General features: G+C 68.1%; 19 protein-coding genes and 2 tRNA genes. 12 read left to right on the top strand and 9 right to left on the bottom strand.

Annotation, left to right across the window (positions count from 1 at the left end; translation table 11 throughout):
- Positions 1 to 141: 141 nt before the first annotated feature.
- A complete protein-coding gene (pepN, locus tag ACFWUU_RS04815) occupies positions 142 to 2,715 on the bottom strand; it encodes an aminopeptidase N (protein ID WP_380172755.1) in 2,574 nt (857 codons plus the stop codon).
- A 111-nt stretch (positions 2,716 to 2,826) separates the two neighbouring features.
- On the opposite strand from pepN, the gene ACFWUU_RS04810 reads away from it, so the two are divergent.
- The 10 genes from ACFWUU_RS04810 (at position 2,827) to ACFWUU_RS04765 (ending at position 9,852) form a co-directional block, all read left to right on the top strand.
- A complete protein-coding gene (locus tag ACFWUU_RS04810; protein WP_380172752.1) occupies positions 2,827 to 3,441 on the top strand; it encodes a DsbA family protein in 615 nt (204 codons plus the stop codon).
- Between the two features lie 80 nt (positions 3,442 to 3,521).
- Complete coding sequence (locus ACFWUU_RS04805; RefSeq protein ID WP_380172749.1) at positions 3,522 to 4,262, top strand: hypothetical protein; 741 nt, start codon at positions 3,522 to 3,524, stop codon at positions 4,260 to 4,262.
- Positions 4,263 to 4,278: 16 nt separating this feature from the next.
- On the top strand, positions 4,279 to 4,746 hold the full coding sequence (locus ACFWUU_RS04800; RefSeq protein WP_380172747.1) for a ribose-5-phosphate isomerase: 468 nt from the start codon (positions 4,279 to 4,281) through the stop codon (positions 4,744 to 4,746).
- A gap of 168 nt (positions 4,747 to 4,914) precedes the next feature.
- Positions 4,915 to 5,520, top strand: coding sequence for a hypothetical protein (locus ACFWUU_RS04795; RefSeq protein ID WP_380172746.1), 606 nt, complete (start codon positions 4,915 to 4,917; stop codon positions 5,518 to 5,520).
- A gap of 63 nt (positions 5,521 to 5,583) precedes the next feature.
- A complete protein-coding gene (locus tag ACFWUU_RS04790; protein WP_380172744.1) occupies positions 5,584 to 6,678 on the top strand; it encodes a PP2C family protein-serine/threonine phosphatase in 1,095 nt (364 codons plus the stop codon).
- Between the two features lie 37 nt (positions 6,679 to 6,715).
- Positions 6,716 to 7,177 carry a hypothetical protein gene (locus ACFWUU_RS04785; protein ID WP_233714610.1) on the top strand — a complete coding sequence of 154 codons (462 nt, stop codon included), beginning with the start codon at positions 6,716 to 6,718 and terminating at the stop codon, positions 7,175 to 7,177.
- A gap of 13 nt (positions 7,178 to 7,190) precedes the next feature.
- A complete protein-coding gene (locus tag ACFWUU_RS04780; RefSeq protein WP_380172742.1) occupies positions 7,191 to 7,631 on the top strand; it encodes an SRPBCC domain-containing protein in 441 nt (146 codons plus the stop codon).
- Positions 7,632 to 7,660: 29 nt separating this feature from the next.
- On the top strand, positions 7,661 to 8,104 hold the full coding sequence (locus tag ACFWUU_RS04775; RefSeq protein WP_380172740.1) for a nitroreductase family deazaflavin-dependent oxidoreductase: 444 nt from the start codon (positions 7,661 to 7,663) through the stop codon (positions 8,102 to 8,104).
- 188 nt (positions 8,105 to 8,292) lie between these two features.
- A complete protein-coding gene (locus tag ACFWUU_RS04770) occupies positions 8,293 to 9,015 on the top strand; it encodes a CDP-alcohol phosphatidyltransferase family protein (protein WP_380172738.1) in 723 nt (240 codons plus the stop codon).
- On the top strand, positions 9,016 to 9,852 hold the full coding sequence (locus ACFWUU_RS04765) for a hypothetical protein (RefSeq protein ID WP_202877600.1): 837 nt from the start codon (positions 9,016 to 9,018) through the stop codon (positions 9,850 to 9,852).
- A 2-nt stretch (positions 9,853 to 9,854) separates the two neighbouring features.
- On the opposite strand, the gene ACFWUU_RS04760 is transcribed toward ACFWUU_RS04765, so the two are convergent.
- The 7 genes from ACFWUU_RS04760 to ACFWUU_RS04730 form a co-directional block, all read right to left on the bottom strand.
- Entirely contained in the window at positions 9,855 to 11,006 is a 1,152-nt protein-coding gene (locus ACFWUU_RS04760) for an AAA family ATPase (protein WP_137253612.1), read from the bottom strand.
- 31 nt (positions 11,007 to 11,037) lie between these two features.
- Positions 11,038 to 13,050 carry an exo-alpha-sialidase gene (locus ACFWUU_RS04755; protein WP_380172736.1) on the bottom strand — a complete coding sequence of 671 codons (2,013 nt, stop codon included), beginning with the start codon at positions 13,048 to 13,050 and terminating at the stop codon, positions 11,038 to 11,040.
- Positions 13,051 to 13,190: 140 nt separating this feature from the next.
- Entirely contained in the window at positions 13,191 to 15,065 is a 1,875-nt protein-coding gene (locus tag ACFWUU_RS04750; RefSeq protein WP_380172734.1) for an ABC transporter ATP-binding protein, read from the bottom strand.
- Positions 15,062 to 16,852 carry an ABC transporter ATP-binding protein gene (locus ACFWUU_RS04745; RefSeq protein ID WP_380172732.1) on the bottom strand — a complete coding sequence of 597 codons (1,791 nt, stop codon included), beginning with the start codon at positions 16,850 to 16,852 and terminating at the stop codon, positions 15,062 to 15,064. Before ACFWUU_RS04745 ends, ACFWUU_RS04750 begins: the two co-directional genes overlap by 4 nt.
- Before the next feature lie 191 nt (positions 16,853 to 17,043).
- A complete protein-coding gene (locus tag ACFWUU_RS04740) occupies positions 17,044 to 18,267 on the bottom strand; it encodes an MFS transporter (protein ID WP_380172730.1) in 1,224 nt (407 codons plus the stop codon).
- A 44-nt stretch (positions 18,268 to 18,311) separates the two neighbouring features.
- Positions 18,312 to 20,090: a hypothetical protein gene (locus tag ACFWUU_RS04735; protein WP_380172728.1), complete on the bottom strand. Its 1,779-nt coding sequence runs from the start codon at positions 20,088 to 20,090 to the stop codon at positions 18,312 to 18,314.
- On the bottom strand, positions 20,083 to 21,144 hold the full coding sequence (locus ACFWUU_RS04730; protein ID WP_380172726.1) for an ATP-binding protein: 1,062 nt from the start codon (positions 21,142 to 21,144) through the stop codon (positions 20,083 to 20,085). The genes ACFWUU_RS04735 and ACFWUU_RS04730 overlap by 8 nt, the downstream gene beginning before the upstream one ends.
- A 150-nt stretch (positions 21,145 to 21,294) precedes the next feature.
- On the opposite strand from ACFWUU_RS04730, the gene ACFWUU_RS04725 reads away from it, so the two are divergent.
- Entirely contained in the window at positions 21,295 to 23,157 is a 1,863-nt protein-coding gene (locus tag ACFWUU_RS04725; protein ID WP_380172724.1) for a hypothetical protein, read from the top strand.
- Between the two features lie 212 nt (positions 23,158 to 23,369).
- Here ACFWUU_RS04725 and ACFWUU_RS04720 read toward each other — a convergent pair.
- Positions 23,370 to 23,440 (bottom strand) — tRNA-Gly (locus tag ACFWUU_RS04720).
- A gap of 106 nt (positions 23,441 to 23,546) precedes the next feature.
- Between ACFWUU_RS04720 and ACFWUU_RS04715 the strand changes: the two genes are divergently transcribed.
- Positions 23,547 to 23,619: transfer RNA gene (locus tag ACFWUU_RS04715), tRNA-Pro, on the top strand.
- Positions 23,620 to 23,654: the final 35 nt, after the last annotated feature.

Here is a 23,654-nt window from a genome sequence, read left to right as displayed (position 1 = left end):
CTCTGCGAGTCCGGTCAGCGCAACAGCTGCCGCACCGGCCAAGGCGGGGTCGGAGGCGGGCACCGAACCAGTCTTACCGCACAGCGAGGTTCAACGCGACAGGGCCGGTCTCGGATGAGACCGGCCCTGTCTGAATGTCGATCAGGCGACGATGTCCTTCGCCTGCGCCGCGATGGCGCGGGTCAGGTCCGCCTGTGCCTCGGTGACGTACCGGAGCGTCGGAGCGTCCACCGCCGACGACTCTGCGGCCAGCCAGCCGGTGAGCGCGTCCAGTGCTGCCTGGTCGGCCAGGTGGCGAGGGGACAGGTACACCAGGACGTTCTCGCCCATGGACGAGCCGAGCCGTGTGTACACGTCCTTGGCCGCGTTCAGGTACTTGTCGACGTACGGCCGCAGCAGGTCCTCCTGGCCGGGCTGCTGGAAGCCGAGGATGGTCCGGAACTGCGTCTCGTTCGGGGTGTCCTCGGACTCCACCGCGATCCGCCAGGCCTCTTCCTTCGCCTCCGCGGTCGGCCGGGCGGCACGGGCCTGCGCGGCCCGCTCCTGACCGGTGATCGTGGTGTCGCGGGTGAGCTCGTCCTCGATCTCGTCCGCATCGATCTTTCCGAGGCGGGCGAGGGACACGATCAGCGTCCAGCGCAGGTCGGTGTCGACGACCAGGCCCTCCGGCAGGTCGCGGCCGTCCAGCCATCCGGCGAGCCGATCGGCGCCGGCCGCCGAGAACACGGCCGAGCTGTACGCCCGGACGAAGGCCAGCTGGTGGTCGCTGCCCGGCTCGGCGTCGGCGACCAGACCGGCCAGTGCCTCCTCGAGCTGCGCCCGCAGAGCAGGACGGTTCTGCGGGGCGGCGTACTGGTTGACGGCGCTGTTCGCCTGCGCGAGCAGGGAGCGGACACCGGTGAGGTCGGTCTCGGCGCGGATACCGCGCAGGACGATGCCGACGTACTGGCTGGCCGGCATCTCGGCGTCCCGGGTCATGTCCCAGGCCGAGCCCCAGGCGAGTGCCCTGGGCAACGATTCGGTCAGCTGGTCGATCGACTCGACCAGCGTGGCGCGGGAGCGCTCGTCCAGCCGGATCTTCGCGTAGGTGAGGTCGTCGTCGTTCAGCAGCACCAGATCCGGCTGGGTCGCGCCGGTGAGCTCGGGCAGCTCGGTGCGGGCTCCGTCGATGTCCACCTCGAACCGCTCGGTCCGCACCAGGCCCTCGTCGGTACGCCGGTACAGGCCGACGGCGAGGCGGTGCGGACGCAGTACCGGGAACTTGTCGGTCGCGGTCTGCTCGATCGCGAACGAGGTGAAAGCACCGGCGTCGTCCACGGCGAAGTCGGCGCGCAGCGTGTTCACACCGGCAGTCCGCAGCCAGCGCTCGGTCCAGTCGTCCAGGTCGCGCCCGGACGCCTTCTCCAGTGGCTTGAGCAGATCGGTCAGCTCGGTGTTGCCGAACGCGTGGTCGTGGAAGTACTCCTTCAGCGCGGTGACGAACGTCTCCTCACCGACGAAGGCGACCAGCTGGCGCAGCGTCGACGCGCCCTTGGCGTAGGTGATGCCGTCGAAGTTCACCTCGACCGCGTGGAAGTCGATCATGTCGGCCGCGATCGGGTGCGTCGACGGCAGCTGGTCCTGCCGGTACGCCCAGTTCTTCCGGGCGTTGCAGAACGTCGTCCACGCGTCGGAGTACTTCGTCGTCGCGACCACCTGGGCCCAGTGGCTGGCCCACTCGGCGAACGACTCGTTCAGCCACAGGTCGTCCCACCAGGTCATCGTGACCAGGTCCCCGAACCACATGTGCGCCAGCTCGTGCAGCACGGTGTTGGCGCGGGACTCCAGCTCCGCGTGCGTCGTACGGCTGCGGAACAGGTACTCGTCCCGCAGCGTCACGCAGCCCGCGTTCTCCATCGCGCCCATGTTGTACTCCGGCACGAAGGCCTGGTCGTACTTGTGGAACGGGTACGGCGTCCCGAACGCCTCTTCGAACAGCGCGAAGCCCTGCTTGGTGACCTCGAACAGGTCCTCGACGTCCAGCGCCTCCTTCAGCGACGGACGGCACAGCAGCGACATCGGGTACGTGCCGTGCGGACCCTCGTACGAGTCCGTCACCACGTGGTACGGACCCGCGACGACCGCGGTGATGTACGTCGAGATCCGCTCGGTCGGCGGGAACTCCCACCGGGCCAGCTCCTCGCCGTTCTCACCGGAGTACGGCGTGGGCTCCGGCGTCGGTGCGTTCGAGATGACTGCCCAGCGGGCCGGTGCGGAGACGGTGAAGGTGAACGGGGCCTTGAGGTCGGGCTGCTCGAAGGTGGTGAACACCCGGCGGGCGTCAGGCACCTCGAACTGCGTGTAGAGGTAGGTCTCCTTGTCGGCCGGGTCGACCGAGCGGTGCAGCCCTTCACCGGTGCGGGAGTAGAGACAGTCCGCGACCACGGTCAGCTCGTTACGCTCCGCCAGCCCGTCGAGCTGGATGCGCGCACCGTCGTACACCACGTCCGGGTCGAGGGCGACGCCGTTCAGGGTCACCGAGCGGACCTTGTCCGCGATCAGGTCGGCGAACGTACTCGCGCCGGCCGTCGCGGTGAACGTGACGGTGGTCACGGACGGGAACACCGGGGCGCCGCTCGGGGCACCGGTCAGGTCGAGCTCGATCGCGTAGGTCACGTCACTGACGACGCCCGCACGGGAACGCGCCTCGTCGCGCGTCAGGTTGGTTCCAGGCATGTCCGCATCCTATGCACCTGGTTCTCAGGTTCGCTGAGGGTTTCCCCCCGACATTGGGTATTGGATACCGAGACGATATCTAGGGTTCTTCAACTTTGTATGATGGGGAATATGACTGCCTCTGCAGATTTCTGGTTCGACCCGGCCTGCCCCTGGGCCTGGATGACATCTCGCTGGATGCTCGAGGTCGAGCAGGTCCGGGATGTGAAGACGACCTGGCACGTGATGAGCCTCGCCGTCCTGAACGACGGTCGCGAAGACCTCGACCCGAAGTACAAGGAAGGGCTGAGCCGGCTGTGGGGCCCGGTCCGGGTGCTGATCGCGGCCGAGCAGGCGCACGGCAACGAGGTACTGCTGCCGCTCTACACCGCGCTGGGGAAGCGGATCCACGTCGCCGGCCGGGGCGTCGGTGACGGCAAGGGTGACGTGGTCAAGGAGGCGCTCGAGGAGGTCGGTCTGCCGGCGTCGCTGATCGAGGCCGCGGACACCGACAAGTACGACGATGCGCTGAAGAAGTCGCACCACGCCGGTATGGACCAGGTCGGCATGGAGGTCGGTACGCCGGTCATCTCGGTCGAGGGCACCGCGTTCTTCGGACCGGTCGTCACGCCGGCGCCCAAGGGCGAGGCGGCCGGCAAGCTCTGGGACGGCGTCCGGCTCGTCGCCGGCACCGAGGGCTTCTTCGAGATCAAGCGCACCCGCGACCGCGGTCCGATCTTCGACTGACGGTTCAGGGGTTGAAATCAAACACCCCGGGCAGCGAAGGTTACTCACCAATCAATCCGCCGAGTGGTGAGTAGGTTCCAATGATCGGCATCGCTGTGTTCGACCGTCACACCGGACAGTTCGTCCAGCAGTCGAACGCCGACCATCAGTTCCGGTCCGCGTCCGTGGTGAAGCTGCTGATCGTGCTGGACTTCCTCTGGGGGAGGGGCCCGCAGTACGACGTTCCGCCGGCGGACCAGGCTCGGCTGGAGGTCATGCTGCGCAGCAGTGACGACGACGCGGCCAGCCACTACTGGGACGAGCAGGGCGGCGCGGCGATCGTGGAGCGGATGGTGGAGCGGCTCGGCCTGACCCACACGGCCGGACCGCCCGCCACGCACCCTGGCTTCTGGGGGTACGTCGCGATCACCGCGGCCGACACGGTCCGCATCTATCGATACATCCTGGACCAGGCTCCGCAGCCGGTCCGCGAGTACGTGATGGACCTGCTGCACCGGCCGACCCGGTACGGCACGGACGGCTTCGACCAGTTCTTCGGGATCCCCTCCGTGTTCGACCCGGACTTCAGCATCAAACAGGGCTGGTCCGGGTTCCAGGGATCGAGCGGCTACCAGTCGGACCGGAAGAAGCCGCAGTCCGAGCTGGACCTCGTCAGCGACGCACTCCACACCACGGGGACGGTCGGGGTGGACGACCGGACCATCGTCGCGGTCTTCACGCTGCACCCGAGTGGCACGCCGTACGAGCAGGCCTATGCCGCCGTGACTCAGTTGACCGCAGGGCTGACTGTGCCGGGCGGCGTACGCGCACAGGCGGGCTGACAGTAGATTTCTCGCCATGCGAGTGCACATCGGCTGCGACCATGCCGGCTTCGAGCTGAAGAACCACCTGGTGGATCACCTGACTGCCGCCGGGCACGACGTCGTGGACCACGGTCCGGCCGTGTACGACGCCGTGGACGACTACCCGCCGTTCTGCCTGCGGACCGGGCAGGCCGTCGTCGACGACCCGGGCAGTCTGGGCATCGTGATCGGTGGCTCGGGCAACGGCGAGCAGATCGCCGCGAACAAGGTGAAGGGGGTCCGGGCCGTGCTGGCCTGGAGCGCCGACACCGCACGCCTCGGCCGCGAGCACAACAACGCCAACGTGATCAGCGTGGGCGCGCGGATGCACACCGAGAAGGAGGCGACCGGGTTCATCGACCTGTTCCTGGCCACCGACTTCTCCGGCGAGGAGCGGCACTCCCGCCGGATCGACATGCTGTCGGACTACGAGTCGACCGGCGAGCTCCCGCCCTTGCCCTGATCGTCCTCGGACTTTTGCTGCGCCGGCCGGCGTTCTACTTCACGACGAGGCCGGGAAACGTCCCGGGCCCGCATCGACCGGCCGGTGCCGACCACGGCCGGAGTGGGCGGCGCAGCGCGTCCGCCCTTGGCTGCACCAGAACCACCTGTCGTCCCCATATGAGGAATCATGCCTGAAGGTCACACCCTGCACCGCCTGGCCAACGACGTCTGGGACGCCTTCGGCGGCCGTATTGTCCAGGCGTTCAGCCCGCAGGGCCGGTTCGTCGACGGCGCCGCGCTCCTCAACGGACACGTGCTGCGGCAGACCGAGGCCCACGGCAAGCACTTCCTGGCCGACTTCGAGGGCGCCGGCTGGTTGCACATCCACCGCAGCAAGCTGCCGATCGGGCAGCTGCTGATGAACCAGGACGTGCTGAGCGGCGTCGGCAACGTGTACCGCGCCGAGGTGCTGTTCCGGGCCAAGCTGAACCCGATGACGCCGGGCAACGTGGTCAAGAAGCGCGAGTGGCAGGGCATGTGGGACGACCTGCTCGCGCTGATGAAGTACGGCGTCGAAACCGGCCGGATCGATACCGTTGCCGACGACCACACGCCGGAGGCGATGGGGCGTGACCCACGCAAGGACGATCATGGTGGTGAGGTCTACGTCTACCGGCGGCAGGGGCAGCACTGTTTCGTCTGCCAGTCGGTGATCCGGACCAAGATCCTGGCCGGCCGCAACCTTTTCTGGTGTCCCAAATGTCAACGGACCGGACTCACTCGCAAGAGCTGAAACCCATCAGTTGTGTTGCGAATTGATGCGCGGACCGATCGGTACCGTTATCTTCTTCACACCATGAGGAAGAACGGCGGTCTAGCGCTGGTACGACGCATCGGCCGCCGGGTCGAAGCGCTGGGTCGTCGTGCCCGTCGTTCGCATCGGCTGGCGTTCGTTGCCTTGTCGCTGGTTCAGCTGGTGATCTCGATCGCGAGCTTCATCTGGATGACCTTCGTACCGGCCTCGTTCCTGATCATCCCGCTGGTCGTCGGCGGCGTGCTGCTGCGGTTCGGTGAGCTGGTCGCGCTGACCGGGATCACGGCCGCGTTCGGTTCGTACGTCGTGCTGTCCCGCGGCGTGACGATGCCGCGGATCGGTTTCGTGCTGGTGCTGGTGATCGTCGGCTGGATCATGATCACCAGCGCCAAGGTGCGCAGCCGGCTCGGTGTGGCCGGCACCCGGAGCGAGTCGATGCTGATGGAGTTGCGGGACACGCTGACCGCGCAGGGGGAGATGCCGCCGTTGCCGCCGGGCTGGCGGGTCGAGGTCGCGATCCAGTCCGCCGGCGGGTCGACGTTCTCGGGTGACTTCGTGGTGTCGACGATGCACGGCGACTTCCTCGAGGTGGCGCTGGTCGATGTCTCGGGCAAGGGAATCGACGCCGGCACGCGGGCGCTGCTCTTGTCGGGTGCGTTCGGCGGACTGCTCGGCGTCGTACCGGTGCAGGAGTTCTTGCCGTCGGCGAATCAGTACATCCGCCGGCAGGACTGGGACGACGACTTCGCGACCGTGGTCCACGTCGTGCTCGACCTGCGGACCGGGGACTTCGACGTACGCACGGCCGGGCATCCGCCGGCGATCCAGTTCGACGCCTGGTCGGGCCGATGGCAGACGCGGGACGCGGACGGGCCGCTGCTCGGGTTGATGGAGGCGCCGGAGTTCAAGGCGAACCATGGGCAGCTGCGGCTCGGGGACGCCTTGTTCCTGTACAGCGACGGCATGGTGGAGACGCCGCGGCGGGACATCGGCCGCGGTACGGACCGGCTCACCGGGCATGCGGAACGCCTTGTGGCGCAGGGATTCGTGGGCGGGGCGGCCGACCTGGTCGCGACCGCCGGCGGGCCGGGGGACGACTCGGCGATCGTGATCATCCACCGGATGGCGCACGGCTGAGACCCGCGGTCCTGCCGATGGCGTAGCCTGCTCCGTCGTGACGATCGATGGGCTGGGCGACACCTTCGGTGCCGGGGCGGACCGGGCCGCACCCGACGTCTCGTTCGAAGAGCTGGTCGCGATGATGCCGGAGACGTTGCGGGAGGTGTTCCCGCCGTACCGCTGGCAGCTGGCGAAGCTGTGGGAGCTCGACCTGAAGGTCGAGCCGGTCGAGATCGCCGACCTGGTCTGGATGTTCGACCTGCCGCTGTGGCAGCTGGACGGCGAACGGTTCCGGGTCACGCCGAACCAGGTCGCCGAGACGCCGATGAACTTCCGGGCCCACTACCAGCGGGTGATGGACGCGGACCTCGACTTCCCGATCAACCTGGTCGCGTACCGCGGCCGGCTGGTCGTCCTGGACGGTGTCCATCGGCTGGCCAAGGCGCACTTCCTCCGCCGCCGCTGGATCGAGGCCACCATCGCCACCGCGACCCAGCTGCAGTCCTGCGCCATTTGACAGGATGGGGCCCATGGAGAGCGTGGAGCGTGAGGTGTACGTCGAGGCTCGGCCGGAGGAGGTCTGGGCCATGGTGACGCAGCCCGAAGGACTCGCCCACTGGTACGCGTTCGGCGGTGCGGAGCTCGACCTGCGGCCGGGCGGGCGGCTCGTGCTGCGCTGGGACGAACACGGCGAATTCTTCGGCTTCGTCGAGAAGGTCGAACCGGGCCGCCGCTTCGCCTACCGGTACGCCGTCACGCCTGGCGTCGAGCCCGCGCCGGGCAACGCGAACCTGGTCGAATTCACCCTGACCCCCGAAGGCGAAGGCACCCGCCTGCTCGTCGTCGAGTCCGGCTTCGACCGCTTGGACCTGACCCCCGAACAGCAGACCGAGCACGCCGAGGTGTCCGCACAGGCCTGGGAGAACTCCCTCGGCCTCCTGACCAGCTCCGCGACACGCGGCGGTTGGTGATGGTGACGTGTCACCTTACGATTGGTGACATGACATCGAACACTGACGACGAATATGCGCCGAGCACGGCCGGCTGGGTCCGTGATCAGGTGGAGAAGGTGACCGCCGCCGGGACCACCGCCGCGGTCGACATCATGGGGATGCGCGTGGTGCTGCTGACGATGCGCGGCGCCAAGTCCGGCAAGATCCGCAAGGTTCCGCTGATGCGGGTGGAGCACAACGGCGTGTACGCCGCGGTCGCGTCGCTCGGCGGCGCCCCGAAGAACCCCGTCTGGTACTACAACTTGAAGGCCGACCCGAAGCTCACCCTGCAGGACGGTGAGACCACGAAGGAGTACGTCGCCCGCGAGATCGAGGGCGCGGAGTACGACGAGTGGTGGCCGCGGGCCGTCGAGGCGTACCCGCCGTACGCCGAGTACCAGACCAAGACCACCCGCAAGATCCCGCTCTTCCTGCTGGACCCGGTCAACTAAGGCCCTGGCTGGCGCTGGATTACCAGCCAGGACCTAAGTCCTTGCAAAGATCCGGCGTGGGATGACGGGCGGTGACCGTCGCCGGACCAGGCTTGTGAGACGCTGGCGACGGCTGGGTTCACCTTGACCCGGCCCGGCGCTGCTGCGTCGCTTGAGTTCTGGGAGTCGTCCTGACCACACACGACGCGGTGCAGGAACCGTTCGTCGGGTCGACGCGGTTGCGTCTGGCCGGACTTGCACTGCATGCCTATACCGCGAGCGGAACGGTGCTCGCGTTGCTGATCGTGATCGCCGCCATCGACGGCGACGCGGTCCGCGCCCTCTGGCTCGGACTGGCGGCCCTGGTGATCGACGGGACCGACGGAATGCTCGCGCGTCGGCTGCGGGTGAAGGAAACCATCCCGTGGTTCGACGGCGCGATGCTAGACAACATCGTCGACTACTTGACCTACGCGTTCGCCCCGATCGTCCTGCTGTGGACCGGCGGCTACCTGCCGGCCGGCACCTGGGGCGCGATCCTCGGGGCGCTGCCGTTGCTTGCTTCCAGCTACCAGTTCTGCCGGGTCGACGCGAAGACCGAGGACCACTTCTTCCTCGGCTTCCCCAGCTACTGGAACGTGGTCGCCTTCTACGTCGTCGTGCTCAGCCTGAGCCCGGTCACGACCGGCATCATCCTGGTCGTCTGCTCGATCCTGGTCTTCATCCCGGTGAAGTACGTGTACCCGTCGCGGACGAAGGCGTTCCGCTCGGTGAACCTGCTGACGACCGCGGTCTGGCTCGCGTCGTACGCCGTACTCCTCGCACAGATGCCGAACCCGAACGCGATCGTGGTCGCGGTCTCGCTGTCGTACCTGGTCTATTACGGCGTACTGAGTCTGTACCTCACCTGGCGTCGCAGGGCTGTCGCGTAGATGGTTCTCGGTCTTGGCGCGGCTCTGGGGGCCGCGGTGCTGTTCGGTGTCGGCGCGATCATGCAGGCGGTCGGTTCGCGGAAGGTGCCGACCGAGTCGGAGCTGAGTCCGCGGCGGTTCGGCGGGTTCGTGGTCGCGCTGCTCAAGCAGCCCGCGTTCCTGGGTGCACTCGCGCTCAACCTGGCCGGCTTCGGCCTGCACTTCGTCGCGCTGCGGCTACTCCCGCTGTACTTGGCGCAGGCGGGTATCGCGGTCAGCCTGGTTGTCACCGCATTGCTCGCGACCCGGTTGATGTCGGATCAGCTCAGCGCGCTCGAATGGTCGGCGGTGGCCGCGGTCTGCGTCGGCCTCGGCGTGCTCGCGGTCTCGGCCGGGGACGCCGGCGCGAACGTGCAGCATCACGGCCTCACGATCGGCATCATCGTCGGCCTCATCACGATCGCCGTACTCGGTGCCACCGCCAGCCGATCGCAGCACGGCGTCTCGACCGCACTGCTCGGAATGCTGGCCGGTCTCGGGTACGCCGGCGTCGCCATCTCCGCCCGGCTGCTCCAGGACGGCTCGATCTCCGAGCTCTTCCACAGCCCCACGCTCTACACGCTCCCGATCAGTGGAGCGCTCGCTTTCATCCTGTACTCGTTGGCGCTGCAGCGCGGTTCGGTGACGTTGGCAACGACGCCGATGATCGCGCTGCAGACGATCACTCCGGCCGCCGTCGGCGTGTTCGTCCTCAACGACGCCGTCCGCGCCGGTTGGTGGCCCGCAGCGATCATCGGCTTCGCCCTCTCGGCAGCCGGCTCCGTGATCCTGGTCCGGTTCGAGTCGGTCAAGCACTGAGCTCAGCGCGACGGCCACTTCCAGGGTGGTTCGTCGAGCGGACCCTGGCCGTCGATGGTGGTGGCGCCGCGGTCCTTGACCAGCTCGATGGTGTGCAGGTCGGGGGAGAGTGCCTGGAGTGAGGAAATGAACGGGCGCGAGTGGGTGACCACGATGACCTGCGCCTCTTTGGCTGCGGTGACGACGAGGTTCGCCAGGGCGGGCAGGAGATCGGGGTGCAGGCTGGTCTCGGGCTCGTTGAGGACCAGGAGTTCTGGCGGTCTCGGAGTCAGTAGGGCGGCGACCCACAGGAGGTATCTCAGGGTGCCGTCGGACAGCTCCGCGCCGGACAGCGGTCGGAGCAGACCGTGCTGGTGGAACGCAACCTCGAAGCGCCCATCGGTGTTGACGACATCAACTCGGCTGCCGGGGAAGCCCAGCTCGATGGCCTCGTCGAGGGCGCCGTGCGGGCCGAGCTCACGGATCGTCTGCAGAGCGGCCGCAACGTCCCCGCCGTCCTGGGACAGGACGGGCGTTCGCGTCCCGATCTGCACTCGTCGGGCCGGCGCGTCGGCGTCGGTGCGGAAGTGGTCGTAAAACCGCCAACCTCGCAGCCGGTCCCGCACCAGCATGAGCTCCGGCGCGCGTTCCGGATCCGCGAACTCGCTGAGCATGCTGTCGAACGTCTGCAGTTGATGACCCGCGCGTTCCCACTCGCCGCCGGACGAACGGATCCGAGCCTCGCGATTACTCCGATCGACGAGCAGCGCAGCCGGTCGAAGGAACGGCCCGGCCCACAACGCTTCCCGCTTGATCTCGGGATCCAGATTGAATTCGGAGCGAATCGGCACGGGCAGCCCGAGGTCCATCAGATAGCCGTAGTCGTCGCCGGCGAATCCCATCCGCAAGGTCACCGGGCCGGTGCGGACCGTGCCCTGCACCGGCCGGTCCTTGCGTACCTGCTCCGGACCGGCCCACAGCGTCGACTGCAGTCCACCTTCGCGTGCCAGGGCCGCAACGGCGCCGTTACGCGAGGCATCGGCGAGCAACCGGAGCGCCCGGTACAGGCTGGACTTGCCTGATCCGTTCGCTCCGGTCACCACGTTCAATCCGCCCAGCGGCATGACGATCCGCCGCAGTGACCGGTAGTTCTCCACCGCCAGCGTCGTCAACATGCGCCCAACGTACTGGGGCCTACGGACAGAACTACGGCAGCCTGCGCCAGCGGACTGCGTCGGCGATCACGAACCCGTCGGCGTCGTCGCTGAGCTCTACGTAGCTGTCCAGCCCGGCGTCGAAGGTGAAGGTCCCGAGCGACACCCATTCACCAGTACGCGGATCAGGTACGCCGCGGACCCGCTGGTTGACCGTCACCGTCGTCGTACCGGCCGCGTGGTGTACGACGTACTTCGCGTTGGAAGCGCGGTTCGGATCGGCGGTGTACGACGTGAGGACCTCGTACTGACCGGTGCCGGGGATGGCGGGACGGAAACGGGCCAGATTGGCGCCGGTGCCCTTGGCGTGGCTGAGGTAGTTGAACCCGTAGTACCCGAGGATGCCGCGTGCGCTGGCCCACGTCCCGACGGTCTCGAAGCCGAGCCCGCCGTTGTCGACGGTCACCTCTTCGCGGACGTCCGGCGTGGCCGCTGCCTTGACGAGGGCGAGCTGCTCGAGCGCGACCGCCGTACCGCCGCCTCGGCCTGCACCGGCCAGGGTGAAGCGGATGGAGTGCCGGCCTGCTGTGAGCTGGCGACGGTCCAGCAGCACCATGTCGTAGCCCTCGCCGCGGAACGAGGTCAGGTCGAGTGCACTGACCCGCGGCGCGTCCCCGTCGACGGTCACCGTGACCAGTCCGCCGTCGGCCGAGCGGTAGTAGCGCAGCCAGAGCTCGTACGTGTCGGCGTGGTCCACGTGGATCGACTGGTCGACGTACGCGCCGACAGCGCCCGCTGGGAGCCGCGGGTAGTTCATCGGGTACGACGACGTCGAAAGGCCAGGCCCGGTGGCCAGACTGTCGCGTCCTTGGGTCAGCCACTCCAGGTTGAAGCGGGCGACGGCCACCCGGCGCGGACTGCTGTCGATGTCGCCGTCGCACCCGTACAGCAGGACGATCGTGCCGTCCGACAGCCGAGCGAGGTCGGAGTAGTACCCGCGGAGCTGGCTGATCGATCGGCTGTAGCGGAACGACTTGCCCTCGTCATAGCTGACCGCGACCGTCATGTTCCAGCGCATCGGGGAGTCCGGCCGGCTGAGGAGCACGCGGTTGGCCTGGTCGGTGTACCTGAGGAAGCCCATGTCGCAGCCGTTGAACAGGCCCACGCTGAAGTCCATCACCGCGCGCGACCAGCTGAGACCTTCGTCGGTGCTGATGGCGAAGTCACGCGGCCAATCGTTGCCGGAGCCGGGCCGGCTGTTCATCACGATCGACCCGTCCTCCCGCTGGAGCAGTCTGGCCTCGCCGACCGTCGGCAGACCCGTCCCGAGCGGTACTTCGCCACCGGCCTTCCAGGTGCGACCGTGGTCGTCGCTGTAGATCGTGGAGGCGCCGTAGTTGCGGTCCGCCGTCGGTACGCCGGTGATGATCGTCCGGTGCGACACGGTGAGCAGCAGTCGGCCGGACTGCAGCTGGATGCCGTGGCCGGGGCCAGGGCCGTGCATCTCCCAGTTGAACGGGAAGCTGTCGAACAGACCGTCCAGACTGTGCCGTTCGCCCCAGGTGGCGCCGTTGTCGGTGCTGGAGCGGTAGTGCACGATGCCGGTGTCGGAGGAGCAACTGGTGTTCTCCGGCAGCCGTGCGCAGAGGTTGTAGAACAGGAACACCTCACCGGTGTGGCCGTCGGCAACGAATGTCGGGTTGGCCCAGCTCTCACCGTTGACCGACGCCTCGACCGTCTGCGTCGGCAGCCAGGTCTGTCCGCGGTCCGTGCTGCGCCGGATGAGCAGATCGTGCGGTCCGGCGTCACACACCTCGTGCCGGCCCTCGGTGCACGCGATGAGGGTGTCGTTGCGCGTCGCGATCAACCCGTAGACGAAGTAGCTGGCCAGCGGGTCGACGGTGTTGTCCCACAACGTCGTCTCGGCGAAGACCGGCGCGGCCGGCTGGTGATGTCCGTGACCGCCGCCACCACGTGGTCCGGTGGCGTTGGCGGATGTCGGCAATGCAGCGGCGGCGGCTCCGGCCGCGATCCCGAGATTCAACGTACGACGACTGATCGGCATCCCACTCTCCTCACGACGGGTGGCAGGACCGTACCGGCCCGGTTCGCCCGGGCGCTAGACGCTAATAGGTATTACTCCGGGAAGAAAAGCCAGCGGCCCGCAACTGGTGAGGTTGCGGGCCGCTGGTCGTACGACGGAACTCAGGCCAGTGATTCCTCCCAGGCCTGGTGCAGCCCGGCGTAGTGGCCGTCACGGGTGATGAGGTCGTCCGGTGAGCCGTCCTCGATGATCCGCCCGTGTTCCAGCACCAGCACCCGGTCCGCGGTCTCGACGGTGGACAACCGGTGGGCGATCACGATCGCCGTACGGTCGGCCAGGATCGTCCTCAGAGCCCGCTGGATCAGGCGTTCGCTGGGGATGTCCAGGCTGGACGTCGCCTCGTCCAGGATCAGTACGGCGGGGTCCGCCAGGAACGCCCGCGCGAACGCGACCAGCTGCCGCTGACCGGCCGACAGCCGGGATCCGCGCTTCTCCACCGCGGTCTCGTAGCCGTCCGGCAGCGCCATGATGAAGTCGTGCGCGCCGATCACCTTCGCGGCCTCGACGACCTCTTCCATCGTCGCGTCGGGCTTGCCGAAGCGGATGTTGTCGGCGACCGAGCCGGTGAACAGGAAGTTCTCCTGGGTCACCATGACCACCCGCTCGCGCAGGTCGTCCTCGGACAGGTCGCGCAGGTCCACACCGTCGAGCAGCAGATGCCCGCCGGTCGGGTCGTAGAACCGTGCGACCAGTTTGGCGATCGTGGTCTTGCCGGCACCCGTCGTACCGACCAGGGCCAGGGTCTGACCGGCCGGCACGTCCAGCTGCAGGCCGGGCAGCACGGGTACGCCGTCGACGTACTCGAACCGCACGTTCCGCAGCTCCAGGTGGCCGCGCGCCTTGCCCGGCTTGGCAGGCTCGATCGGCTCCGGAACGTCCGGGGTCTCGTTCAGTACGCCGGACAGCTTCTCCAGCGCCGCCGACGCGGACAGGAACGTGTTGTAGAACTGCGTGATGTCCTGCAGCGGCTCGAAGAACTGACGCAGGTACAGCAGGAACGCCGTCAGGACGCCGACCGTCACGTGCCCGTGGTACGCCTGGTAACCGCCGTACGCCAGGATCGCGACGATGGTGATGTTGCCGACGCCCTTGATCGCCGGCATGAACACCGCGTTCAGCCGGAACGACTCGAGGTTCGCCTTCCGGTAGCGGTCGTTGACCCCGTGGAAGATCTCCTCGTTCCGCGGCTCCCGGCGGAACGCCTGGACCGCGCGGATCCCGGTCATCGACTCGACGAAGTGCACGATGACCAGTACGACAGCCTCACGCGTCTGCCGGTACACGACCGCCGACCGCTTCCGGAACCACGCCGTCAGGACCAGAAGCGCGGGGAACGAGAGCAGTGCGAGCAGACCGAGCTTGACGTCGAGCGTGAGCAGGATGATCGACGTACCGACCAGGGTCAGTACGGCGGTCACCAGGCTGTCGAACCCGCTCGCCAGCATCTCGTCGATGACCTGTACGTCGGACGTCAGCCGGGAGATCACCCGACCGGAGGTGAACCGGTCGTGGAACGCCGGGCTGAGCCGCTGGAAGTGGTCGAACACTCGCTTGCGCAGGCCGAGCAGGATGGTCTGACCGAGCCGGCCGGACCGCATCAGGAAGATCTGCCGCGCCCACGCCTGGATCAGCGCGGCCGCGAACACCGCGATCACGATCGTGATCAGCTGTTGCGAGCCCTCGCCCGCCAGGATCGGCGGGATGCCGTTGTCGATGCCCAGGTGGACCAGGTACGGCACCGCGAGCCGGGCGCCGTTCTCGACGATCACGATCGCGACCAGCAGCCAGATCAGCTTCTTGTACGGCCGGAGCAGCTCCCCGAGCAGCTTGCGGGAGTCCTCCTTCAGCCGGATGGTCGTCGCCCGGGAGATCTCCCGGTCCGGGTCCTCCTCGAACAGGCCCCGCCAGCTCTGCTCCTCCGGCGGCTGCTGTTCGCGTTCCTTCGCTTGAGGAGGTGTTTGCTGGGTCGTCGTCATGCGTGCACCTCCTCTTCTTCGGCTGCCAGCAGGTGCCGGTACTCCGGCACCGTCGCCAGCAGTTCTTGATGGGTTCCGACGTGGGTGATCGTGCCGCCCTGCAGCAGGGCGACCTTGTCGGCCAGCATCACGGTCGACGCGCGGTGCGCCACCACGATGCCGGTGGTGTCGGCGAGCACGTTCTGCAGCGCCTCCTCCACCAGAGCCTCGGTGTGTACGTCGAGCGCCGACAGCGTGTCGTCCAGCACCAGTACGGCCGGCTTGGCGAGCACTGCACGGGCCAGTGCGAGCCGCTGCCGCTGTCCACCCGACAGCGACATGCCCTGCTCACCGACGCGGGTCTCCAGCCCCCACGGCAGCTCGTTGGCGAACTGCGCCTGCGCCACCTCCAGCGCCTGCTGTACGTCGGCGTCACCGGCGTCCGGGCGGCCGAGCGTCAGGTTCTCCCGGACGCTCATCGAGAACAGCGTCGGGTCGTCGAACGCGGACGCGACCGCGCTCCGCAGCGACACCAGGGACAGGTCCCGGATGTCGTGTCCGTCGATGGTGATCCGTCCGGCGGTCACGTCGTACAGCCGGGGGACCAGTGCGGTCAGAGTGGTCTTGCCGGACCCGGTCGCGCCGACCAGGGCCAGTGTCGTACCGGGGGTGAGGTCCAGGTTGATGTCGTGCAGCACCTCGGCGGAGTCGTCGGAGAACCGGAACCCGACGTGCTCGAACCGCAGGTGCCCACGCGCGTCGGTGAGCTCCTCCGGGCCGGACTTGATCACCGAGTAGGTGTCGAGGATCTCGCTGATCCGGTCCGCCGCGGTCATCGACTCCTGCGCCATCGCCAGGATCGCGCCGAGCGAGGTGACCGGCCAGACCAGGGACAGCATCAGCGTGATGAACGCGACCAGGGTGCCGAGCGTGATCGCCTGCCGGCCGGCCGCGAGCGCGCCGAGCAGCAGGACGATGACCAGGGTCAGGTTCGGGATGACGCCGAGGAAGCTCCAGAACCTCGACGCGAGCCGGACCTTCTCGACCTCGGTGTCGTACAGCGTGGTCGCCTCGTCGTCGAACTGGCGCTGGACGTGCGGCCGCCGGCCGAACGCCTTGATCACCCGGAAGCCGAGCGCCGACTCCTCGATCCGGGTGGCCAGGTCACCCTGCTGGTCCTGGACCTTGCGGGAGATCCGCAGGTACTTCTTCTCGAACTTCAGCGACACCATGACGACCGGTACGGCGGCCACCAGGACCACGAGACCGAGCGGCCAGTACAGCTGCAGCAGCAGGATCGTGACGACGACCAGTTGCAGGATGTTCATCACCAGGAACAGCAGACCGAAGCCCATGAACCGGCGGATCGTGGACAGGTCGGTGGTGACGCGGGACAGCAGTTGACCGCTCTGCCACCGGGTGTGGAACTCCATCGGCAGCGACTGGAGCCGGACGTACAGGTCGTGCCGGAGAGTCGCCTCCAAATCACTGACCGTTCGGGATTGCGCCCAGCGGCGCATCCACACCAAGATGACCTCGGCGATGCTCAGCCCGAGGGCCAGCAGCGCGAGCGGGACCAGCATGCTCAGCTCGTGGCGGGTGACCGGTCCGTCGATGATGGACCTGGTGACGAGCGGAACGGTGAGGCTGACACCGACGCCCAGCATGGCGGTGGAGAACATCACCGCGAGGCGCCATTTGTGCGGCTTCAGGTAAGGACGCAGTCGCCACAGGTTGCGGCTGCGTTCGGGGACACGGGTGGTAGGGGCAGCGATCGACGGCGCTGTGACAGCGTGCTCTGACGGCATCTGGACGGGCGCACTTCCCATCTACTTCGGTTCACAAGGGGCTTGGGCGACCAGAAAACGGCGCACTTTCCAGTATCGCCCAGTAGGTAAGCGCTTGTCCCGCCAATTCCATTCCCCCCGGATGAAACGCAATAACCCACCCCGGACCCACGCGGGAGCCCGTCCGGACCTATCACGATCCGCAATTAGTACTACGCCAGCGATCGCCCGGCCGGTTCCCCTTCGGGCAGTTCCCGCAGTCCGCGGAGCGGTGAGAAGACGCCGACCAGCAACCCCGCGAGCATGCCGGCGGTCGCGATCAGCAGCGTCGGGCGGATGTGGAGGGCGGTGGCCAGGATGCCGGAGAGGGCGGCGCCGGCTGTCTGGCCGCCGATGACGAGGGTGCGCCAGGAGGCGGTGACCTGACCCAGGAGGTGGTCGGGGGCAAGGGCCTGGCGGAGTGTGCGCTGGGGGACTCCGAAGAGCGACATGCCCAGGCCGGCGAGGACCTGGCCGAGGAGGATGAGCGGCGTACGACCGGTGAAGAGCAGGACGCCGTTGAGTGAGGCAAGGAAGACGCCGGACAGGTACGAGCGGCCGAGGCCGACCCGTCGGCACCAGGGACCGGCCACGACGGTTCCGGCGACCGCGGCAGCGCCGAACGCGGTCAGCGTGAGTCCTACGAAGGCGGGGGACCGCTGGAGCTCGCGGATCAGGAACAGCACGACCAGCGGCCCCTGCATAGCTCCGGCCATGGCCGCAATACCCGCGGAGATGACCAGCGGCCGGAGCATCGGGTGACCGAAGAGCACGCGCAGACCTGCTGACAGGCGTACTTCGGACCGCGGTCGTGGGGGCACGCGGTCCGGCTCGCGGATGAGGTACGACGCGACTGCGGACACGACGTACGACGTGGCGTCGATGACGATCGCGAACGGTGCTGTCAGGACCTGTACGAGGAAGCCGGCTACGGACGGTCCGAGGGTCGAGGCGAGGTTCAGGTTCAGGAGAGCGGCGCTGTTGGCCCGCATCAGGTCCTCGCGTGGAACCAGCATCGGGATCATCGTCTGGGAGGCGGTGTCGGACAGCAGTGTGAGCACTCCGGTGAGTACGGCGACGACGTACAGCTGCTCGATCCGCAGTACGTCCATCGCCGCCGCTATCGGCACTGAGGCGAGCAGGAACAGCCGTCCGACGTCGGTCCAGATGAGGACGCGTCGGCGCGACCATCTGTCCACCCAGACGCCGGCCAACAGACCGAACAGCAGATGCGGCGCGATCGAGACGGCCGACAGTGCACCCATCTCTACGGCCGACGCCTGCAGGGTCACGACTGCTACCAGCGGCAGCGCGACAGTCGTGACTGCGCTGCCGGACGCTGACACCAGCTGTCCGATCCACAGCTTCCTGAATTCACCCGTCACGACCGATGCCATGCCTGTGAACCTGTCACCCGGGAGAGTCAGTCGACTACATCTGTTCACTCAACGCGAAACACAGGACCCTTTGCAGTGAAGGGCAATGAGGCACCGCGCGGGATCAGCCAGGCGTGCTCGCGCCGTACCCGGACGACGTCGCACTGGCCGTCGGTGATCAGCAGGATCGGACCCTCAGCGGGGAAGTCCTTCGCCCGCTCGAGCAGGTCGACACCGGGCTGCAGCACCGTCCCGCCACGGCCACGGACCTGCACCCGGCCGGCGATGTCGTCCACGGGCACATACCCCGCGTCGTACGCCGCCGCGTCGCAGTACACGACCCGCGCGGCCGGTACGTCGCGAGCGCGCGAGTACGACGCGATCGCGCCGAGCGCCTTGCCCAGCAGCTCGCGGTCCATCGAGCCGGACGTGTCGAGCACCACGCCGTACGTCGGAAGCCGGTCGAGCTCGACCGGGCGGATCCAGCCGGGGCGCGGGATGTCCGGCGTACCGGACTGGCGTCGGGAGGCGCGGGCGTACGTGCGGGTCTTCTCGACGGCCGGCACCTGCTCCTCGAACCAGCGGGCCAGTTGTGCGTCCCAGGCCAGCGGCGGGTGGTCCAGTGCGCGGATCTCCTCGACCAGTCCGGCTGGGAGCGTGCCGCGGGCGGAGTCGTGGTACGCCAGCCCGGTGCTGAGCGCCCGTCGGTAGATGTCGTCCAGCCCGGCGCCGCGTGCGGCCTCGCCTGCGTGCGGTAGCGGGTGGCCCAGTACGTCGCCCAGTCCGACGCCACGCAGGGTCGCCAGCTTCCGGTAGCGACGCAGGTCCGTGGTGATGCGGTCGTAGACCTCCTCGGCAGACATGCCCTTGAGGACCGGGTCGTGCAGCGCGCCGTCCGGCATGCTGCCCACGCCCATCTCCAGGAGCCAGCCGTTGATCACCAGGTCGGCGGCCACGTTCCACAGGTACGGGTCACGGCCGCCGACCCGCTCGCCATGGCGCAGGGCGGCGTGCAGCATCTCGTGGGCCATCACGAACCGCCACTCGCTCAGCGTCAGGCTGGTGAGCGGATTGACGTAGATCTCGCCGACGGACGCGTTGACCGCCGCCGTGTGGATGTCCCAGCCGCGGGCGAGCTCCACCTCGGCAACGATCGTCATGCTCGACGCGATCGCACCGAGCAGCGGGTACGACGAGACGAACCAGCCGAGCGCCAGGTCCCACTTGTCCCGCCCACGGCCGTTGCCGAGCGAGGAGCGTGCACCGCCGGCGACCTCGACAGCCGCTGCGGCCGCGGCGGACAGTCCGGCGGCGAACAGCTCGCTCCACTCGGGCTTCTTGCCCCAGCCGTTCCAGCGGGCCAGCTCGAGGTCGGATCGCCGGCCTGCCACACCGAGTCCGTCGTACTCCGCCGGCACGCCTTCACGCCGCCAGAGGCGTGCCAGCGCGTCGTCGTCCATTCCCGGGAAGGACGCCGGCAGCTCGACGACCGACGTACCGAGTTTGAGCGACTGGAGGTAGCGGTTGACGGCCACGTCGTACGCGGCGCACGCGGGCTGGTCCGGCTCCGGCCGGTCGTGGTCTGCGTGGCCGAGACCGAGGTGGATGAGCAGGTGGGCGAAGACCCAGGTCCACTCGTCCGGCGTGGCTCGGCGAGTCCGGTGCGTGCGGATCTGGCCGTTCGAGTCGATGATCGCCCAGGCGTCCGCCGGACAGTCGTCGTCACGGACCGGGCTGCGCGCCCAGTCGGCCATCGGTGCGAACAGCGGGTGCCGTACGACGGCCGTCCAGCCGGCCTGGATCGCCTCCCACGCCGGGTCCCGCTGCTTCTTGCGCTTAGGCACGCGCAGCAACCAGCCGCGGCAGGTCGCGGCTGACCTCCACCAGGAACCACGTCGGCAGCACCGGACGGCCGTCGTCGTCGGACGCGATCACCAGCTGCGCGATCTCCAGCGAGATCTCCGCCAGCTCCACCAGCAGCGCCTTGCCGCGGTGCGCGAGCTGACGGGCCGCAGGGTTGGCGGATGCCTTGTCGGCGGCCAGTTCCTTGATCAGGCGGGCGCGGAAGGTCTCGGCGAGGAAGTACAGCAGGTCACGGTCCTCGGGAGCGGCCGGCCAGCCGGTCTCACCCTTGAGTACGGCGTCCAGTCCGAAGGCGTGCCGGACCGTCTTCACGTACGCGCGGAACGTGGAGGCGTGCGTGGCGGACAAGGTGCCGAAGGCAAGTACTCGCAGCGTCTCGTCGGACACGTCATCGCCGTACGAGTGCAGGGAGTCGGACAGCATGTGCCAGCTGCGCGGGGTGGAGAACGGCTCCTCGGTCTTCGGCGGTGCGGTCCACAGGTGGTCGGGGCGGTTGCGTAGGTACTCGAGTACCCACGGGTGGATGCCCGCCGTACCCGCCCACTGCAGCCAGTCGCTCGCGGACGCACGCAGGTGGACGTGGACGAGCCGGTTGACCAGTGCGCTCGCCATCGGACGGGCCAGCGCGTTGTCGGTGGCCCGGTTGCCGGCGCCGATCACGACGGAGCCCTCCGGCAGCTCGTACTCACCGATCCGGCGGTCCAGGATGAGCGAGTAGAACGCCTTCTGCACCTCGGCGGACGATGCGTTCAGCTCGTCGAGGAACAGGCAGTACGGCTCGTCCCGGGCGATCGCCACCGGCGGTGCGAACCGGCTGCGGCCGTCGACGATCTGCGGTACGCCGATGAGGTCCTCCGGCGCGAGCTGCGTCCCCAGCAGCGTCACGCACTCCAGACCGAGCGATTCCGCGAACGCCCGCACCAGACTGCTCTTGCCGATCCCCGGTGCGCCCCAGAGGAAGACCGGGCGTACCACTGCGACGTGCAGCAGTACTTCGGGCAGTTCTGCCGCCGATACCGTGATTCCTGCCTGCATTCATTCCTTTCGTGGCTGCCGTCCTTGGTCAGCCCTCCAGGATCCTCTTGGAGTCACGGTGTGTCACTCTGTTTTCCAGGGTGCTTCCGTTACCGGTGGTTACTGACTAGGGTGCGGCCCGTTGTCTTCGGAGTACTGGGGGGTCTCGTGGTGAGCTTTCGGGTCAAGGCGGCGGCTGTGTGCGCCGTCGTACTGCTGCCGTTGTCGGCGTCGCAGGTGATGGCTGCCGACCCGCCGCCGCACCTGGGAGCGGGGGTGCTGGTCCCCGGGCGGTCTGCGATCGACGTGGGGATGTCCGGTGCCCGCGTGGTCGTGTCGAACCCGGTCTACGAGACCAGCAACAACGGCACCACCTGGACCGCGTCAGGCGGCACGAACGTCGGCAAACCGTTGCAGGTGGAGGGCTCTGCGCTGCTGACGTTCGACGGCAGTACTGCGAAGGTCGGCGGACTCACGTTCCCCGCAGCGGACGAGGTGGTGCTCGGGAAGGGCGGCAAGCTCGTCTCGCACCGCACGCCGGCCGGAGCGACGGCAGAGGTGTACAACGTTGCTTCGAAGACGAAGCTGGCCGATTACGCGCCGCCGTTCGCCATGTCCGGCGACACCGTGTGGAAGGTGACGTCGCCGGGTCAGCTGGACGGCAAGAACCTGACCACTGGTGTCGTGAAGACCATTCTGGTCGCCAGCGCGTGCACCGTCGGTCCCGACGACGTGAACGGCCGGTGGGCTGTGCTGAGCGGCTGCAACCAGGTCGTCGACGTCAGCGGACCGCAGCCGCCGCGCAATCTGTCTGTGACAGCGGACTCCCAGTTGGGCAACGGTTTTGCGGTCCAAGCGTCTGGATCCGACCTACTGGTCACCGACCTGAACGATCCGGCTCTCGGGCAGCGCCGGTACGGACCGATCCGCACGGCCGGCCCCAGCTTCCGCGCGGACGGCTCGGGTCTGGCGAAGATCGTGTACGCCGACTCGGACGGCAACCCCCGCGTGATCACGCTGAGCTGGCTGAGCCCGGACCCGCAGCAGCACCCCGACACGGTCGCGCCCGTACTCACCAGTGCGTCGGCCGGGGACCGCGTCCGCGACAACACCAGCCTGTCGTTCGATTGGGCCTTCAACGACCCGCAGGACCCGAACTCGCCCGCCACCGGCGTGCTGAGCTACGACCTCCGCATCCAGCAGCGCCCCAACCGCACCTCGCCGTACGGCGCGTGGAACCTGGTCCCCGCGTGGCAGGGCCTGAAGACAACCGCAGCGAGCCTGACCGCCCCCATCGGCACAGACACGTGCTGGTCGGTACGAGCACGCGACTACGCAGGCAACGTGAGCGCCTGGAGCACGTCGTACTGCAGCGAAGTAGACGGCACAGCGCCGTCCCTAGTCACCTGGCGCATAGGTGACCGAGTGCAGCTGAGCGGGACCTCAACGGTCCGCTGGGCCTACAAGGACGACACCGACATCGCGTCGTACGACGTCGTCTACAAGACCGCCGCCCCCGGCGTGGCCCTCGGCAAGTGGATCTACCCCGCCACCTGGCAGAACACCCGCATCACGTCCATCACCTGGTCCCCCCGCCTCGGCTGGGACGAGTGCTTCATGGTCCGCTCCCGCGACTACCTCGGCAACCTCTCCGCCTGGACCCCACAGATCTGCTCGGTAGCACCCCAGGACGACCGCGCCTTCACCTCGGCCGGCACCGTCACCCGCTCCACCAGCACCCTGGCCTTCCAAGGCACCACCACCATCCTGAAAGCCAACGGCGCCTACCTCACCAAGCCCACCGAAGCCGCCCAACGCCTAGCCATAACCGCCATCCACGGCCCCGGCCAAGGCCGCATAGACATCTACCACGCCAACATAAAACTAGGCACCATCTCCCTAGCCGCCACCACCACGACCCGCGTAACGACCTACCTCCCCACCACGGTCTTCCGCACCGGCGCCGTCAAGATCATCTCCACCAGCACGGCCCCCGCCGCAATAGACGCAGTCGCCTTCCTACGCGCCCCCTGACACAAACCCGCCCCGAGCGGCCGAGCGAAGCGCCAAACCCGACCCAAGCGGCCGAGCGGACCGCGAAACCCGACCCAAGCGGCCGAGCGAAGCGAAGGCCCAGGGGGGTGCGGGTGGCGGAGCCCCGCTCGCGCCGAGCGGAGCGAAGGCGCACAAATAAGAGGGCGAGCCCCGGCCTGCGCTTTCCGCAGGCAGGACTCGCCGCTCGCCCGAGCGGGTGACGAGAATCGAACTCGCGTAGTCAGTTTGGAAGACTGGGGCTCTACCATTGAGCTACACCCGCGTGCTCGGACATGATTCCATACGGACCCCGTTGGACTCAAAACGGTACGTCGGCGGGGTGGTGGCGCGAGCACTGGTTCGGGTCGACTAGACTCGTGCGGTCACTGCGGGGCGTAGCGTAGTGGCTAGCGCGCCTGCTTTGGGAGCAGGAGACCGCAGGTTCGAGTCCTGTCGCCCCGACAAACCCCCTGCAGCACTGCTGCGGTTCGGGCTGT

The sequence above is a fragment of the Kribbella sp. NPDC058693 genome (genome assembly GCF_042715335.1).
Lineage (GTDB): Bacteria > Actinomycetota > Actinomycetes > Propionibacteriales > Kribbellaceae > Kribbella > Kribbella jiaozuonensis.
The sequence above is the reverse complement of the archived record's forward strand: the minus strand, read 5'-3'. Positions and strand labels throughout refer to the sequence as shown.

Coding starts and splice junctions, on each gene's coding strand:
- ACFWUU_RS04750 (WP_380172734.1), bottom strand. CDS start 15,065: ATGACGACGACCCAGCAAACACCTCCTCAAGCGAAGGAACGCGAACAG.
- ACFWUU_RS04745 (WP_380172732.1), bottom strand. CDS start 16,852: ATGCCGTCAGAGCACGCTGTCACAGCGCCGTCGATCGCTGCCCCTACC.
- ACFWUU_RS04765 (WP_202877600.1), top strand. CDS start 9,016: ATGGTTCTCGGTCTTGGCGCGGCTCTGGGGGCCGCGGTGCTGTTCGGT.
- ACFWUU_RS04755 (WP_380172736.1), bottom strand. CDS start 13,050: ATGCCGATCAGTCGTCGTACGTTGAATCTCGGGATCGCGGCCGGAGCC.
- ACFWUU_RS04775 (WP_380172740.1), top strand. CDS start 7,661: ATGACATCGAACACTGACGACGAATATGCGCCGAGCACGGCCGGCTGG.
- ACFWUU_RS04730 (WP_380172726.1), bottom strand. CDS start 21,144: ATGCAGGCAGGAATCACGGTATCGGCGGCAGAACTGCCCGAAGTACTG.
- ACFWUU_RS04790 (WP_380172744.1), top strand. CDS start 5,584: ATGAGGAAGAACGGCGGTCTAGCGCTGGTACGACGCATCGGCCGCCGG.
- ACFWUU_RS04795 (WP_380172746.1), top strand. CDS start 4,915: ATGCCTGAAGGTCACACCCTGCACCGCCTGGCCAACGACGTCTGGGAC.
- ACFWUU_RS04740 (WP_380172730.1), bottom strand. CDS start 18,267: ATGGCATCGGTCGTGACGGGTGAATTCAGGAAGCTGTGGATCGGACAG.
- ACFWUU_RS04780 (WP_380172742.1), top strand. CDS start 7,191: ATGGAGAGCGTGGAGCGTGAGGTGTACGTCGAGGCTCGGCCGGAGGAG.
- ACFWUU_RS04810 (WP_380172752.1), top strand. CDS start 2,827: ATGACTGCCTCTGCAGATTTCTGGTTCGACCCGGCCTGCCCCTGGGCC.
- pepN (WP_380172755.1), bottom strand. CDS start 2,715: ATGCCTGGAACCAACCTGACGCGCGACGAGGCGCGTTCCCGTGCGGGC.
- ACFWUU_RS04800 (WP_380172747.1), top strand. CDS start 4,279: ATGCGAGTGCACATCGGCTGCGACCATGCCGGCTTCGAGCTGAAGAAC.
- ACFWUU_RS04805 (WP_380172749.1), top strand. CDS start 3,522: ATGATCGGCATCGCTGTGTTCGACCGTCACACCGGACAGTTCGTCCAG.
- ACFWUU_RS04760 (WP_137253612.1), bottom strand. CDS start 11,006: ATGTTGACGACGCTGGCGGTGGAGAACTACCGGTCACTGCGGCGGATC.